Annotated in this window: 18 protein-coding genes and 1 other annotated feature; of the genes, 16 read left to right on the forward strand and 2 right to left on the reverse strand. The window is 36.4% G+C overall.

Annotation, left to right across the window (positions count from 1 at the left end; translation table 11 throughout):
• Positions 1-74: 74 nt before the first annotated feature.
• From I589_RS01800 to I589_RS17710, 9 genes are all read left to right on the forward strand, one after another.
• Positions 75-305 carry a hypothetical protein gene (locus I589_RS01800; protein ID WP_010769847.1) on the forward strand — a complete coding sequence of 77 codons (231 nt, stop codon included), beginning with the start codon at positions 75-77 and terminating at the stop codon, positions 303-305.
• Between the two features lie 52 nt (positions 306-357).
• Complete coding sequence (locus I589_RS01805) at positions 358-1,245, forward strand: SPFH domain-containing protein (protein WP_425387025.1); 888 nt, start codon at positions 358-360, stop codon at positions 1,243-1,245.
• Positions 1,246-1,519: 274 nt separating this feature from the next.
• Complete coding sequence (locus tag I589_RS01810; protein ID WP_010769845.1) at positions 1,520-1,738, forward strand: helix-turn-helix transcriptional regulator; 219 nt, start codon at positions 1,520-1,522, stop codon at positions 1,736-1,738.
• Positions 1,725-2,201 carry a hypothetical protein gene (locus I589_RS01815; protein WP_010769844.1) on the forward strand — a complete coding sequence of 159 codons (477 nt, stop codon included), beginning with the start codon at positions 1,725-1,727 and terminating at the stop codon, positions 2,199-2,201. Before I589_RS01810 ends, I589_RS01815 begins: the two co-directional genes overlap by 14 nt.
• A 170-nt stretch (positions 2,202-2,371) precedes the next feature.
• Positions 2,372-2,941, forward strand: coding sequence for a signal peptidase I (lepB, locus tag I589_RS01820; RefSeq protein ID WP_034684538.1), 570 nt, complete (start codon positions 2,372-2,374; stop codon positions 2,939-2,941).
• Between the two features lie 182 nt (positions 2,942-3,123).
• On the forward strand, positions 3,124-3,414 hold the full coding sequence (locus tag I589_RS01825) for a hypothetical protein (RefSeq protein WP_010769842.1): 291 nt from the start codon (positions 3,124-3,126) through the stop codon (positions 3,412-3,414).
• Between the two features lie 82 nt (positions 3,415-3,496).
• Positions 3,497-3,738 (forward strand) — a binding site (T-box leader).
• A 51-nt stretch (positions 3,739-3,789) separates the two neighbouring features.
• Positions 3,790-4,899: a 5-methyltetrahydropteroyltriglutamate--homocysteine S-methyltransferase gene (locus I589_RS01830; protein WP_010769841.1), complete on the forward strand. Its 1,110-nt coding sequence runs from the start codon at positions 3,790-3,792 to the stop codon at positions 4,897-4,899.
• A 4-nt stretch (positions 4,900-4,903) separates the two neighbouring features.
• The gene (locus tag I589_RS01835; RefSeq protein WP_010769840.1) at positions 4,904-5,650 is read left to right on the forward strand and encodes a cyclase family protein; all 747 of its coding nucleotides are present in this window, start codon (positions 4,904-4,906) and stop codon (positions 5,648-5,650) included.
• Positions 5,651-5,714: 64 nt separating this feature from the next.
• Positions 5,715-6,104, forward strand: a complete 390-nt coding sequence (locus tag I589_RS17710; RefSeq protein WP_010769839.1) for an ASCH domain-containing protein — start codon at positions 5,715-5,717, stop codon at positions 6,102-6,104.
• Positions 6,105-6,516: 412 nt separating this feature from the next.
• On the opposite strand, the gene I589_RS18565 is transcribed toward I589_RS17710, so the two are convergent.
• The gene (locus I589_RS18565) at positions 6,517-6,834 is read right to left on the reverse strand and encodes an HD domain-containing protein (protein WP_010769838.1); all 318 of its coding nucleotides are present in this window, start codon (positions 6,832-6,834) and stop codon (positions 6,517-6,519) included.
• A gap of 267 nt (positions 6,835-7,101) precedes the next feature.
• Positions 7,102-7,257: a hypothetical protein gene (locus tag I589_RS18265; RefSeq protein WP_010769837.1), complete on the reverse strand. Its 156-nt coding sequence runs from the start codon at positions 7,255-7,257 to the stop codon at positions 7,102-7,104.
• Positions 7,258-7,779: 522 nt separating this feature from the next.
• Here I589_RS18265 and I589_RS01850 point away from each other — a divergent pair.
• The 7 genes from I589_RS01850 to I589_RS01875 all read left to right on the forward strand — a co-directional run bounded on the left by I589_RS01850 (position 7,780) and on the right by I589_RS01875 (position 13,287).
• Positions 7,780-8,187, forward strand: a complete 408-nt coding sequence (locus I589_RS01850; RefSeq protein ID WP_010769836.1) for a GNAT family N-acetyltransferase — start codon at positions 7,780-7,782, stop codon at positions 8,185-8,187.
• Positions 8,188-8,234: 47 nt separating this feature from the next.
• On the forward strand, positions 8,235-9,179 hold the full coding sequence (locus tag I589_RS01855; protein WP_010769835.1) for a phosphotransferase family protein: 945 nt from the start codon (positions 8,235-8,237) through the stop codon (positions 9,177-9,179).
• Positions 9,180-9,196: 17 nt separating this feature from the next.
• The gene (locus I589_RS18270) at positions 9,197-9,352 is read left to right on the forward strand and encodes a hypothetical protein (RefSeq protein WP_010769834.1); all 156 of its coding nucleotides are present in this window, start codon (positions 9,197-9,199) and stop codon (positions 9,350-9,352) included.
• Positions 9,353-9,532: 180 nt separating this feature from the next.
• Positions 9,533-10,129 (forward strand): thymidine kinase, encoded by a 597-nt coding sequence (locus I589_RS01860; RefSeq protein WP_010769833.1) that lies wholly within the window; start codon positions 9,533-9,535, stop codon positions 10,127-10,129.
• Positions 10,122-11,195: a peptide chain release factor 1 gene (gene prfA, locus I589_RS01865; RefSeq protein WP_010769832.1), complete on the forward strand. Its 1,074-nt coding sequence runs from the start codon at positions 10,122-10,124 to the stop codon at positions 11,193-11,195. The genes I589_RS01860 and prfA overlap by 8 nt, the downstream gene beginning before the upstream one ends.
• Positions 11,188-12,030 (forward strand): peptide chain release factor N(5)-glutamine methyltransferase, encoded by an 843-nt coding sequence (gene prmC, locus I589_RS01870; RefSeq protein WP_010769831.1) that lies wholly within the window; start codon positions 11,188-11,190, stop codon positions 12,028-12,030. The genes prfA and prmC overlap by 8 nt, the downstream gene beginning before the upstream one ends.
• 234 nt (positions 12,031-12,264) lie before the next feature.
• Positions 12,265-13,287 (forward strand): L-threonylcarbamoyladenylate synthase, encoded by a 1,023-nt coding sequence (locus I589_RS01875; RefSeq protein WP_010769830.1) that lies wholly within the window; start codon positions 12,265-12,267, stop codon positions 13,285-13,287.
• The last annotated feature ends 71 nt before the right edge of the window (positions 13,288-13,358 follow it).

The following is a 13,358-nucleotide window of genomic DNA, read 5'->3' on the forward strand; positions in this document are numbered from 1 at the left end:
TTTTCAAGAATGTTCTGTATTTTTTCAAAACTAAGGGTATACTAGTAGGTAGAAAAAGAAGTGGAGAGTTTGTTATGGCAGATTATCAAATGATAAAAACAGTTGGAAAATGTTTCCGAAGTAAAAGTGAAGGATACTCAGGGTCCATTCGTATTTTGGGCAGCTGGTATGATTACAAAGTTGTTGAGGGAATACCGAGCGAGGGTGCGATGCTGGAAGTATTTGACTTTACCAGTAAAGAATTACTTGTTCGTGTAAATAATTATTTATTTGAAAGTGATGTGAATTATATTGGCAATTTTTAGTACGATTCTTATTTTGTTGATTTTAGTGGTGGTGGCAACCTTAGTGATTAAAATGGTTGTTATTGTTGAGCAGGGACAAGTGAAAGTTGTTGAAAGTTTTGGGAAGTACGTGCGTACGTTAGATCCAGGGCTACACTTTTTGATTCCAGTGTTATACAACGTGAAACAGCGTGTTTCATTAAAGCAGACACCGCTACAAATTGAATCACAAAGCGTGATTACAAGAGATAACGTAATTGTCGAAATTGATGAAGCGATTAAATATCATGTGACCGATGTTCGTGCATTTGTTTATGATAATGAGGATTCAGTGACGTCCATGATTCAAGACTGTCAGTCAAACTTACGTGGGATTATTGGAAAAATGGACTTGAATGAAGTGTTGAATGGGACAGAAGAAATCAACGTCAATTTATACGAGAGTGTAAAAGATATTACCGCAGGGTATGGACTGTCAATTGACCGAATTAATATTGGAGAAATCTCTGTTTCCGATGAGATTATTAATTCAATGAACAAATTAATTACAGCAAGCCGAGACAAAGAGTCATTGATTACTATTTCTGAAGGGAAAAAACAATCAACTATTTTAGAATCAGAAGCAAGAGCCTCTGAGATGGAGATTGATGCAGCTGCTCGTGCTAAACAAACTCGTATTGATGCTGAAGCAAGAGCTGATCGTACACGTATTGATGCCGAAGCTGAAGCAAGTCGTATTCAAGTAATCACTGATGCAGAGAAACTTCGAATCAAAGAAATCAATAAAGCGATTGAGGAAAGTGCGCTGAATGAACAAATGTTGGCGTATCTAGGCATTGAAGCCTTTAAACATGTTGTAGAAAGTAATAGTAATACAGTGATTATGCCAAGCAATTTAACAGAGCTTGGAAATATTCCTGCGATGAAAGAGCTGTGGCAGGCAACGGAAAAAACAAAATAGTCAGAAGTAGTTGAGATAGAGGCTCGGTTTGTTTCCAGCTATTAGTAAGAGCTCAGTCATTTGAAAAAAAGAGACGCAAGCATGTTTCGTGTGTAGAAGATGATGTGAACGAAGTGGAGATCTTTATCAAGATTTTAGAGGGTGGAGTATAACTTAAATAGTTATATCTCACCCTCTAGTTTTTTGTTTTTATGTAAAGTTAAGTTGACATTTTAAGGATAAATAGCTATAGTAAATGTAAAGTTTGTTTTACATATTTGAGGAGGAGACTCATGTGTCTGTTGTTAATCAAGTAAAGGAGTTTCGAAAATATCATAAGCTTACCCAAGAGGAGCTTGCCAAGCGAGTTAATGTTTCAAGGCAAACGATTATTTCTTTGGAGAAAGGCTCTTATGTGCCGTCTTTGGAGCTGGCACTAGATATTTCAAGCGTGTTTGGTGTAACGGTAGAGCAACTATTTAAAAAAGAGAGGAGCCGCCATGAAAAAAATTAAACGAGATACAATCATTTTATTAAGTTCATTTTGGTGTGTAGGAATGGTTACTATTTTTCTTAAGTCTATTGATACAATCAGCCAGATGGTCACTCCTGCATGGATGCTAATCTTTTTAACAGGAATCATTGGCATCTCAGCCTTGACAGCAATTTTACTAGTTGTCTATGTTTGGCAAGCATGGATAGACTATAAGCAAGCGAAACAAGCAAGCTTCTTTCACTTTTTATGGACAGATTCATCCATTAATGAAGAAGATGAACGCAGTATTAAGATTAGTGAACGAGCACTAAAAAAATCAAATGAGTATACAGAAGGAATTGTTGCGATTTTATTTTTACTTTTAGTTGTCTCAGGTGTTCCTTCAGTATCCACCGTTCAGTTGATTCTCGCGCTTCTACTGGTTTTTTCAATAAAGACCGTGAGCTATTATCTTTTAACTAAGAAAGGATATTATACATAATAAGTCATTTTTTTTGCTAAATTTATGTATAGATAACTTGAATTTTTTTTAATTTAAATCAAACTTTTTCCCTTGTAGTTCTATATGATGATATACTAAAAAAGATATTAAATGCGTTCTGTCAAAAAGGTTGTTGCAGAGCGAATTGAAGAAGGAGCGTCTTATTGGTTATGAAAAATTTTTTAAAAAATTGGGGACCGATGTTTTTATTAATTATCTTGGTTCTCGCAGCACGGATTTTTGTATTTACTCCGATTACGGTAAAGGGACATTCGATGGATCCAACGTTACAAGATGGACAAAAGTTGATTTCCTCTAAAATATCCAGTTATGATCGTATGGATATTATTACAACATCAGAACCAGACGATCCTGATCGTTTAATTGTAAAACGGCTAATTGGTTTACCAGGTGATACGGTTGTCATGAAAAATGAGAAACTTACCATCAACGGAAAAGAGTACGAAGAAGAATATCTAGACGAGTTTAAAAAAATGTTTGCAGAAGACAAGCTCCAAAAAGAATATGATTATGATGAGAATTTCCAGGCCATTGCAAGTCAGGCAACACAATTTACGCAAGACTTTGAAGTGACCATTCCAGAAGGACAATACTTAGTCTTGGGTGATAATCGTCCCATTTCAAAAGATAGTCGTTCATTTGGTTTAGTGGATAAGAAGTATATGCATGGAAAAGCAGTGTTTAGATACTGGCCGTTGAATAAAATTTCATTGTTTTAAATGAAATAAGAAGAATTTCGCTTTTTATAAATATAAAGCGAGGTTCTTTTTTTTTCTGGAAAGTGGCACAACTATATGTAATTAACAGTAAAATCTCATTAAATATTTACTTTCTCATCTTTTTGTAATATAATTTATGTGATACATATTTATTTCAATTTCTTTGATAAGGAGTGATAAGAATGTTTGAAGAGTTTTCTAATCAGTTAAAGAATAGGCGTTTAGAAAAAAGACAAAAGCTTAGAGAGAGAAATGTTCGACTTCGTGCAAAGGGGAAAGACCCTTTAAAGGGCTGGAATACAATGGTAGATACAGGGCTTGGTGGTCTGAATAAAGGTGGTCCAGTGGCTAATGGTCTAGTGGATATAACCGGACAAAATTTAGGCACAGTCAATTTATTTTCTGATGAACAAAAAAAGGTAGCAAAAGAGGTAGTCAAACGTAACGATAACAAGCAGGATATCGATAAATAATGACCTGTTGAAAAGTGGAACAATGCGAAAAAAAATTTGACAAATAGATAATCTAATTGTAGGATGATTCTAATAAAATGATTAAAACACTGTGAGAAAGAAAGTAGAACTGCACAATTTTCTAAAAGAGAGTCTTGGTAGCTGAAAAGAGACGAAAATAGGTAGTTTGAAAATGGCTTTTGAGTGGATTCTTCGAATAATTAGGAGAATACGGGATGTTCCGTTAAACAACAGCAAGTCTCCAAACGATTGGGTACTTGTCAAGGAAGGGCTTGTGAGAGCTCTTTAAAGTAAGGTGGTAACACATGTAACTATGTCCTTAGGTGTCTGAATAGACGTCTAAGGACTTTTTTTTATAAAAAAGGAGTGAATCATATGAATAAAGTTCCATTTCGATTTGATCAAGTAGGAAGTTTGCTAAGGCCAGAGAAATTGAAAGAAGCACGAGAAAAATTCGCAAAAGGTGAGATTTCTAAAGAAGAGTTGACAAAAGTAGAGGATGAATCAATTATTCAAGTAATCAGCCAGCAAAAAGAAGTAGGTTTAAAAGCTGTAACGGATGGGGAATTTCGTCGAAGATGGTGGCATTTAGACTTTATCGCAGGATTGAATGGAATCACCGTCTACGATTTTGAAACAACCGCATTTGGCATTACAACACAAGCACAAGGGACGTATGTCAGTGGGAAACTTTCATTTTCTTCAGATCATCCATTTCTAGCACATTTTAAATTTACAAAAAAACATGCAGGCGAAGCCATCGCGAAACAGACAATTCCCGGTCCAAACATGATTTATTTGGATTCATTTATTTTGTCAAAGCAATATCATGAGCAGCCTGTCTATCAAACAAAAGAAGCATTCGTTGAAGATTTAATTCATACTTATCAAGAAGTGATTCATGCGTTTTATGAAGCAGGCTGTCGTTACTTACAGTTAGATGATACAAGCTGGGGTGGTTTGTTTGATGAACGTTTTAGAGCGCTTATAAAAAGTAATGGCTATGACCCTGATGAGCTGATTCAGGAATTTGGGGATATTACAGAAGCTATTTTAGAAAACAAGCCTGAGGATTTAGCCGTTACATTCCATTTTTGTAAAGGAAACTTCCAATCTCATTGGCTATACAATGGTTCTTATGAAAAGATTGCTGAACGTCTTTTAGCGATTCAACAGTTTGACGGTTTCTTTTTAGAATTTGATGATGAACGCTCAGGTAGCTTTGAACCATTAAAATATAGTAAGGACCAACGAATTGTTTTAGGGTTAGTCACAACGAAAACCCCTCAGTTAGAGGAAAAATCAGTTTTGAAGGAACGGGTGACACAAGCGGCTCAATTTGTTCCATTAGAACGATTGTGCTTGAGTCCACAGTGTGGCTTTTCTTCTACCCATGAAGGAAATAAGGTACTGGAAGAAGATCAATGGGCAAAGCTTCGTTTAGTAGTAGAAACAGCAAAAGAAATTTGGCCAGAGGAGGAGTGAATAGATGACAACTATTAGAGAAAGTATCGAATTTTTAAAAAAGCAACAATGGATTGATTTAACGCATGAGGTTTCTGAAGAAATTCCTTATTTCTCTGCTTTTCATCCACTGAAGGAAAAAACACTTTTCTCAGTAGAAAAGGAAGGTTTCTTAGCAAAAGAATATCAAATCGTAAGTCAATATGGGACACACATTGATGCACCGGTTCATTTTGCGACTGGAAGACGTTCGCTAGAAGAACTTGAGTTGAAAGATTTTGTGTTACCTTTATTTGTTCTACATAAAGAGAAGGATGTAGAACAAAATACAGATTATGCAGTGAGTGTAGAGGATATTTTGGCATTTGAAAAAGAGTATGGAATAATTCCATCAGAAAGTTTTGTTGCATTTTCCAGTAATTGGTCAGCTCGCTGGGAAAATCATCAAGAATTTTACAATTTTGACGAAAATGGGCAAGCTCATACGCCGGGCTGGTCATTAGAAGCTTTAAAATTTTTACATGAAGAAAGAAATGTCTTAGCAATTGGCCACGAAACGTTGGATACGGACACAGCTGTTGACTGCACGAAAAACAAAGGACTGCTTGGCGAGTGCTATTGGTTATCCCAAGACAAGTATCAGGTTGAGGTTTTGAAAAATCTTTCATTGTTACCCGCAGCAGGTGCTGTGATTGTACTAGGAGTTCCTAAACTAAAAGGGGCTCCGGGATTTTCGACACGCGCCTTTGCGATTACATCAGAAGAGGACTAAGAGACATATACGGTGTGGAGAAAAAAGTATTTAAAGAACAGTATTTTATAAAAGGGAGGAGAAAATGAATAGAAAAAAAGTAAAATTTGGCGAGACCTCTAAGGAACAGGACGAATTAGCAGGTCTTGTGGAACAAGGAGTAAAAGTTGCCACTTCCTCATTAAAATTTTTTCAAGATGAGGGACTGTCTGTACCCACATCTATTGGTGATAAATGGGCAATTGAAAATAGTTTGGGGGAGCTCATTTGTTTGGTTGAAGTCACGGCGGTTTGCTATCAAACTTTTAGCAAAATTGATGAGACGTTTGCAATAGCTGAAGGAGATGGCTCATTTGACCGTTGGTATTCCATCCATTCAGTGTATTACAGCCACTTACTTAACAAGTACAAACAAGAGCTGACAGATCAAACGATACTCGAATGTGTTTATTTCAAAAAAAGTGAAGAACAGTAAATTTAAAAAAGTAAAAAGACTCCTTTGGTTTCAGACAAGTGATTGTTTGAAATAGAAAGAAGTCTTTTTTAGTTGCTATAGGGTTGCCACGAGTGGTCATTTAAATAGACGACAGGTGTCAATTTTAGTTTCTTTGAGAATGAACTAATGGCTCGAAACACTTTTTTTGTAAAATAGAATTCTTCTAATTCCAGTTGATCTAATGATTTATCGCATAAAAAACGAATAGTCAAGGTAGAGGAATCCAAAATAATCTGGATATCGTTTACAAAGCAGAGTTGACGCATCCCCGGAACGTTACGTCCTGCTTTAGCTACCCGAGTGTGCTTGATGTCTAATTTATCACTAAAAATAAGTACGAGAGTCATTAGATTTTCTGTATCGAATCCAGCACTATGTAGGAGAATGGCTTCTAGGATTTCCTTTTTATAAACAAGAGGAATCTCGTTTTTTTCGAAATATGCTTTGGCAAATAGGGCACTTCTTGTGCATGACCTTCTTTTCCTTGTGCGGCTCCAACATCATGTAGAAGCGCAGCAATTTTTGCTTCTTCAATGAAAGATTCCTCACAACGCATATTTCTTAATAAAGACTCCACCATTTGTGCAACGTTTGAGACATGTTGATAATCATGATGTGCCCAGCCATTATCTTGTTCTTCAAACTCCGCGACTGACTGATAAGCAGATAGAATAACAGGATCATTGGCAATTTGTGTAAATCGATTCATGTTAGCCCCCCTTTTCTAAAAAATAGTGTAACAGAAAAAATAAGAAAATAACAGGAGTGTAGGGGAGAGTCAAAAGGAAGTGACTCCGAAAATACCAGCTTATTCTCAGATTCTTCACTTCTTAAGATAGTCCATTTATAGTGGTAGCTAAACATAAAATAAAGTGGACATTTTCAACTCAAATACTTAATCTATTCAACTAAAAAAACGTCTTATTTGATAGACAGCACGGAACACTGTACGATAAAACATAGACGTTTTTTATGTTTAGTAGCCCATAATAATAAAATAAATAACATACACCCAACTGAACATCCCATGAATGACTGCCCAAACGATACTTTGCCACTTCACATAAGAGATAATCATTGCTAACGCGCACCCAAAACTAATCCCTGTTTTAATGGACTCTTTTTTCATCATAACATCGACTCCTTTTGCTCTTTTTTTTATTATATAGGAAAATAAAAAGGATAGAATCAGCCATTAGACTGAATTTTTTCATTTTTGTTAGCGAATTCATGTTACACTAAAGATAGAAGAAATACACACAAGTGTTGAGTGAAGAGTTGAAAAATGGGAAGACCAGGAAATGGATAGGAAAAAGCAGTTTTCAATCGGTAAAACTCCCGACTATTCGCAACACAATAGAGGCTAGTTTTGCAGGAAGCTTTAAAGAAAATTGACAAAATCTTATTGAGACAAAGCTGATGAAATAGAGGGCATTTGACAGTTTAGAGCAAAATTATTTCATGAATATCACTTGTATATGGAAAAAAATATACGTAGAGATGTAGGAAAATGTAAAGAAACTGGAAATCACACATTGTGAATTTTGTCCTTTAGCGATACACTAAAAGAAGGAATTATTATAAAGTGAGGGTAGAAAATGGTGAAATTGAGAATAGTCCTTTAAATTTAGATAACATTTAAAGGAGAAGACAAATGATAACATACAAAACAGAAAAACAGATAGAAAAAAAACAACTTATAGCCCTTTATGATAGTGTGGGCTGGAGCGCCTATACCAATGAACCTGAGAGACTTTTTTCGGCAGTCGCACATTCTTTAACAGTGATTTCGGCTTGGGCTGATGAACAGCTAGTAGGGTTAATAAGAGCTGTTGGAGATGGGCAGACGATTCTGTACATTCAAGATATTTTGGTGATGGAAGCTTATCAAAACAGAGGAATAGGATACGAATTGATGACAAAGCTATTAGACATGCATCCGAATGTCCGACAAAAAGTGTTGTTAACAGAGGATGCACCTGATGTCCGTCATTTTTACGAAAAATGTCAATTCTCTTCGTGTGATAAAGGAGAGGCAGTTGCGTTTTATCGTTCTTATTAACAGGCAATGAGACAAGAAACGATTCTTACCTTATAAAGGAGATTGCAATGGATGAATTAAAGCATATCCCAGAATACGCAAGTTGGAGAGAGGTTCGCTTGATTGACAAAGGCTGGTCATCAGATAAAAAGTATAAGGTAGTCACAAATACTGGAGAAGAACAGCTGTTGCGAGTATTTTCTAAACAGGCGATTTCAGCAAAACAACAAGAATTTCTATTTATAAAAAAAGTTGCTAGTGTGATAAAAGATAGCTCACAGCCGATTATTTGTGGAGAAATTCCGAACACGCCCTTTGGCTATATGTTGCTAAGCTACGTGCAAGGGAGAGATTTGAATAGCCAACTGCCGGAATTATCAAATGAGCAGCAATTTTTTCTTGGAAAATCAGCAGGGCTACTTTTAAAAACCATCCATGAGTTACCTGTTCCTGAATCGGTTTCACAACAGGGTATTCAGCAACGGATTTATGATAAGAAATGCAATCAACTTCAAAGATATCTTGATTCTGAGTATTATCTGGAAGGACAAGAAGCAGTTCTTTCTTATATAGAAGAACAGCTAAAAAATATCCGAACACGACCTGTTTGTTACCAACATGGTGATTTTCATGTTGGTAATTTGATTTATTTACCTAGTAGAGAGATTGGCGTGATTGATTTTAACCGTTGGGATTTTGGTGATCCGTATGAAGAATTTTATAAACTGCAATCTTTTTCTCGAGAAACGTCTCCGCTCTTTTCTTACGGACAAATACTGGGTTATTTTGATGGAGAGGTTCCTGAGTCATTTTGGACGTTTCAAAAGCTTTATGTTGCACATATTTCGTTGTTCTCAGTTATATGGGCTATTCCATATGGAAACAAGCAAGTTGAAGAAATGATTGCACGCTACTATCAATTTAAACGTGATTACCCAACACCTAAAACCCTTGTTCCAGAATGGTACAACAAAGCAGAAGGGGCAGCTATTTCCATCAACATGGATTTATAGGAACAGGAGGAAATAAAGTGGCTGAGTATGAGAAAGATTTCGTTTTAAGACAAACACAAATGTTGGCAAAGGGTCTAGGTGCATTTTTGAAGAAAGATTCTATTGATGAGATTTTGTCGATAAAAAAAGAAGAACAAAAAAATAATATAGAGGAAAAGAAGACAACGAAGTAAAAAGTAGTAGGATGAAATGACTATAATAAAGAAAGTAAGGCTTTTGTCTTACTTTTTTTGTGGAAATCATCAATAAAAAAGAAAAAGTGCAGCTATTTTGCTGGATTAGAAAATCATACTGTAAAAAAAGTTGTTTTTCTAGTATAATATCAAAGAGTAAAACGAAGGGTGACAGGTGAAATGGCGCAATTATTTTTTAAATATGGGGCAATGAATAGTGGAAAAACAATCGAAATATTGAAAGTTGCTCATAATTACGAGGAGCAAAATAAACCTGTTGTACTTATGACCAGTGGGTTAGATACACGTGATGGTGTCGGAATGGTTTCTAGTCGAATCGGTTTGAAAAGAGAGGCAACGCCAATCTTTCCAGAAACGAACGTATATGAGTTTATTAATCAAATGGCAGTAAAACCATTTTGTATACTTGTAGATGAATCACAATTTTTACTAAAAAAACATGTCATTGAATTTGCTCGAGTGGTGGATGAACTGCACATTCCAGTGATGGCATTTGGGTTAAAAAATGATTTTCGAAATGAGTTATTTGAAGGCTCAAAATATCTGTTGCTTTATGCAGATAAAATTGAAGAACTAAAAACAATCTGCTGGTTCTGTCACAAAAAGGCAATTATGAACCTGCATTATGTGAACGGTAAGCCTGTTTATGAAGGGGACCAAGTACAAATTGGTGGAAATGAAGCGTATTACCCGGTTTGCCGTCATCACTACTTCCATCCGGAAATGAAAGAAGAGGGAGAAAACAACTATGTATGATCAGTTACAATCCATTGAAGATCGTTATGAAGAGTTAGGTGAGTTATTAAGTGACCCTGAAGTCATTTCAGATACGAAACGGTTTATGGAGTTATCAAAGGAAGAAGCAAATACAAGAGAAACAGTCGAAGTCTATCGTCGTTATAAAACGGTCGTTGATGGAATCAGTGATACAGAAGAGCTGTTAGGCGAAAGCTTAGACGCGGATATGGCAGAGATGGCAAAAGAAGAGTTATCCGATTTAAAGAAAGAAAAAGAAGTGTTAGAAGAACGAATCAAAATCTTACTTTTACCTAAAGACCCTAATGATGACAAAAATATTATCATGGAAATTCGTGGGGCAGCAGGCGGAGATGAAGCAGCGTTATTTGCTGGTGATTTATTTAATATGTATCAAAAATATGCAGAATCTCAAGGTTGGCGAGTAGAGGTTTTAGAAGCTAACGTGACTGGAATTGGCGGGTATAAAGAAGTTATTATGATGATTACTGGAGAGAACGTGTATTCAAAATTGAAATATGAGAGTGGTGCGCACCGGGTACAACGTGTTCCTTCTACAGAATCGCAAGGAAGAATTCATACCTCAACGTCAACAGTTGTGGTTATGCCAGAAGCCGAAGAAGTTGAAATTGATATTGCTGACAAAGATATTCGTACCGATATTTATCATGCATCGGGTGCTGGTGGACAGCACGTCAATAAGACTGCTTCAGCTGTTCGCTTAACCCACCTTCCAACAGGAATTGCTGTGGCAATGCAAGATGAACGTTCTCAAATTAAGAACCGTGAGAAAGCAATGAAAATTTTGCGTGCACGTGTCTACGACCAAATCTCTCAAGAAGCGCAAAGCGAGTACGATGCAAGTCGTAAATCAGCTGTAGGAACTGGAGATCGTTCTGAACGTATCCGTACCTATAATTTCCCTCAAAATCGTGTAACAGACCATAGAATTGGGTTAACAATTCAAAAGCTAGACCAAATTTTAGCTGGGAAATTAGACGAAATTGTTGATGCGTTGGTTCTTTACGATCAAACATCCAAACTAGAAGAGATGCAAAATGGCTAAACAAACATATCGAGAAGTCCTTTCACGGGCTTCTTCTTTTTTAGAAGCTAAAGGAAAAGAAGGCTACGGGATTCAGTTTCTATTTTTAGAAAGAAAAAATTGGACGAAGACTCAATGGGTATTGAATATGAATCAAGAGATATCAGAGGCTGACCAGCAACAGATTCAAGCAGATATCGCTGCTCTGTTGGAAAATATTCCGCCGCATTATTTACTAGGATATGCTGACTTTTATGATCATCGATTTAAAGTAACAGAGGCTACACTGATTCCACGTCCAGAAACAGAAGAGCTGGTGGCCCTTTGTTTACAGGAAACCTCTAAAAATCTCCCTCTCCATGTTGTAGATGTAGGGACAGGGACAGGCGCAATTGCGTTAAGTCTAAAAGCGAAACGGCCCCAGTGGCAAGTAGATGCTGTGGATATTTCTCCAGAAGCACTAGAGGTAGCCAAAGAAAACGGGGAACGGCTTGCGATTGCAGTTACGTTTATTTTAGGTGATGGTTTGAAGCCGTTACTAAATGAAACAATCGATGTTCTCATTTCTAATCCACCCTATATTAGCCAAAATGAGTGGGATTTGATGGATGAAAGTGTGCGTACGTATGAGCCAAAGCTGGCACTGTTTGCCGACAATGAGGGATTAGCAGTTTATGAACAACTTGCAGAAGAAGCGGCTATCTGTTTAAAGACCGAAGGAAAAATATTTTTAGAAATTGGTTTCCAACAAGGAGAAGCTGTTCGACAAATATTCCAAAAGAAATTTCCACAAAAGAAAATAGAAATTAGAAAAGATTTGTCTGGAAAAGATCGAATGATTTATGTTTATGGATAAGGAAATCATTTTTGTAAAGAATAGTCAGGCAAAAAAATTGACAACTGTGGATAAAAAAAATTTTTCGAGAAGCTGAGGAGTTAAAAAACGTTTGAAAGTAAGTTTTCATAGAACATAAAAAGTTATCAACAGAGTTATACACACTTGACAAATCATTTTTCCACAGTTCGTGGATAAGTGAAATATGAAGTGGAAAACGACTCTGTTTTAGAAAAAAGGAGCTGTGGATAAGCTGTGGATACAAAAATATATCAAGAAGATCAAATTGCTGAAGCGTCTAAGCAAATAGTGAATGGAGAACTCGTTGCTTTTCCAACAGAAACAGTCTACGGATTGGGTGCGAATGCGTTGTTGGCAGATTCTGTACGAAAGGTTTTTGAAGTGAAAGGACGACCTAGCGACAATCCATTAATTGTTCATATAGCAGAGGTTTCTCAACTAGAAGAGTATGTGGATAACTTTCATCCACTGACGGAAAAAATAATTAAAAATTTTTGGCCTGGACCATTAACGATGATTTTCTGTATCAAAAAAGGGAGCTTACCACGTGTAGTTACTGGTGGTTTATCCACAGCTGCTTTTCGGATGCCGGATAATAAAAAAACACTAGATTTTATTAGATTGTCGGGTGTACCAATTGTCGGACCGAGCGCAAATACTTCTGGTAAACCAAGTCCAACAACAGCCGCACATGTCTATCATGATATGAAAGGAAAAATTGCGGGAATTCTTGATGATGGACCGACTCAAATTGGTGTAGAATCGACAGTTCTTGATCTAAGTGATCCAAAAAAACCACCAATGATATTGAGACCAGGAGCTGTAACAAAAGAGGTGTTAGAAAAGGTGTTACAGACAACCATTGAGATAGACAGTCATCTAGTCAAGGAAAATGAAGCACCAAAAGCTCCGGGAATGAAATATAAACATTATTCACCAGATACACAAGTGATGATGATTCGTCCAGAGGATTGGGAGGCAGCTATCCAGTGGGGCAAAGAAAATCATCAGGTAATAGGAATTTTGGCAGGACCCAAAGTGATAGAACGCTGGGGGAAAGAAGTAAGAGAAACATTTTCTTATACAGATAATTCAATAAAAGCAGCTACACACGGACTATTCGCAGGACTCAGAGCTTTAGATGATTCGCAAAAGTTGTCGATTATTTATGTAGAAATCTTTTCTGAAGAAGGACTTGGGGAAGCGTATATGAACCGATTGAAGAAAGCGGCCGGTCAAAAGTATTTTGAAAAGTAATACTTTGTTTTAAGAAACTTTCTGTAAGTATGATACAATTTAATCTGCAGCTATAAAAAAATAATTATTGA

It is taken from the genome of Enterococcus phoeniculicola ATCC BAA-412 (assembly GCF_000407505.1).
GTDB lineage: Bacteria > Bacillota > Bacilli > Lactobacillales > Enterococcaceae > Enterococcus_K > Enterococcus_K phoeniculicola.

Bases quoted from the DNA above. Each gene is read 5' to 3' on its own strand.
- I589_RS01800 (WP_010769847.1), top strand. From the start codon at position 75: ATGGCAGATTATCAAATGATAAAAACAGTTGGAAAATGTTTCCGAAGT.
- I589_RS01805 (WP_425387025.1), top strand. From the start codon at position 358: ATGGTTGTTATTGTTGAGCAGGGACAAGTGAAAGTTGTTGAAAGTTTT.
- I589_RS01815 (WP_010769844.1), top strand. From the start codon at position 1,725: ATGAAAAAAATTAAACGAGATACAATCATTTTATTAAGTTCATTTTGG.
- lepB (WP_034684538.1), top strand. From the start codon at position 2,372: ATGAAAAATTTTTTAAAAAATTGGGGACCGATGTTTTTATTAATTATC.
- I589_RS01825 (WP_010769842.1), top strand. From the start codon at position 3,124: ATGTTTGAAGAGTTTTCTAATCAGTTAAAGAATAGGCGTTTAGAAAAA.
- I589_RS01830 (WP_010769841.1), top strand. From the start codon at position 3,790: ATGAATAAAGTTCCATTTCGATTTGATCAAGTAGGAAGTTTGCTAAGG.
- I589_RS01835 (WP_010769840.1), top strand. From the start codon at position 4,904: ATGACAACTATTAGAGAAAGTATCGAATTTTTAAAAAAGCAACAATGG.
- I589_RS17710 (WP_010769839.1), top strand. From the start codon at position 5,715: ATGAATAGAAAAAAAGTAAAATTTGGCGAGACCTCTAAGGAACAGGAC.
- I589_RS18565 (WP_010769838.1), bottom strand. From the start codon at position 6,834: ATGAATCGATTTACACAAATTGCCAATGATCCTGTTATTCTATCTGCT.
- I589_RS18265 (WP_010769837.1), bottom strand. From the start codon at position 7,257: ATGATGAAAAAAGAGTCCATTAAAACAGGGATTAGTTTTGGGTGCGCG.
- I589_RS01850 (WP_010769836.1), top strand. From the start codon at position 7,780: ATGATAACATACAAAACAGAAAAACAGATAGAAAAAAAACAACTTATA.
- I589_RS01855 (WP_010769835.1), top strand. From the start codon at position 8,235: ATGGATGAATTAAAGCATATCCCAGAATACGCAAGTTGGAGAGAGGTT.
- I589_RS01860 (WP_010769833.1), top strand. From the start codon at position 9,533: ATGGCGCAATTATTTTTTAAATATGGGGCAATGAATAGTGGAAAAACA.
- prfA (WP_010769832.1), top strand. From the start codon at position 10,122: ATGTATGATCAGTTACAATCCATTGAAGATCGTTATGAAGAGTTAGGT.
- prmC (WP_010769831.1), top strand. From the start codon at position 11,188: ATGGCTAAACAAACATATCGAGAAGTCCTTTCACGGGCTTCTTCTTTT.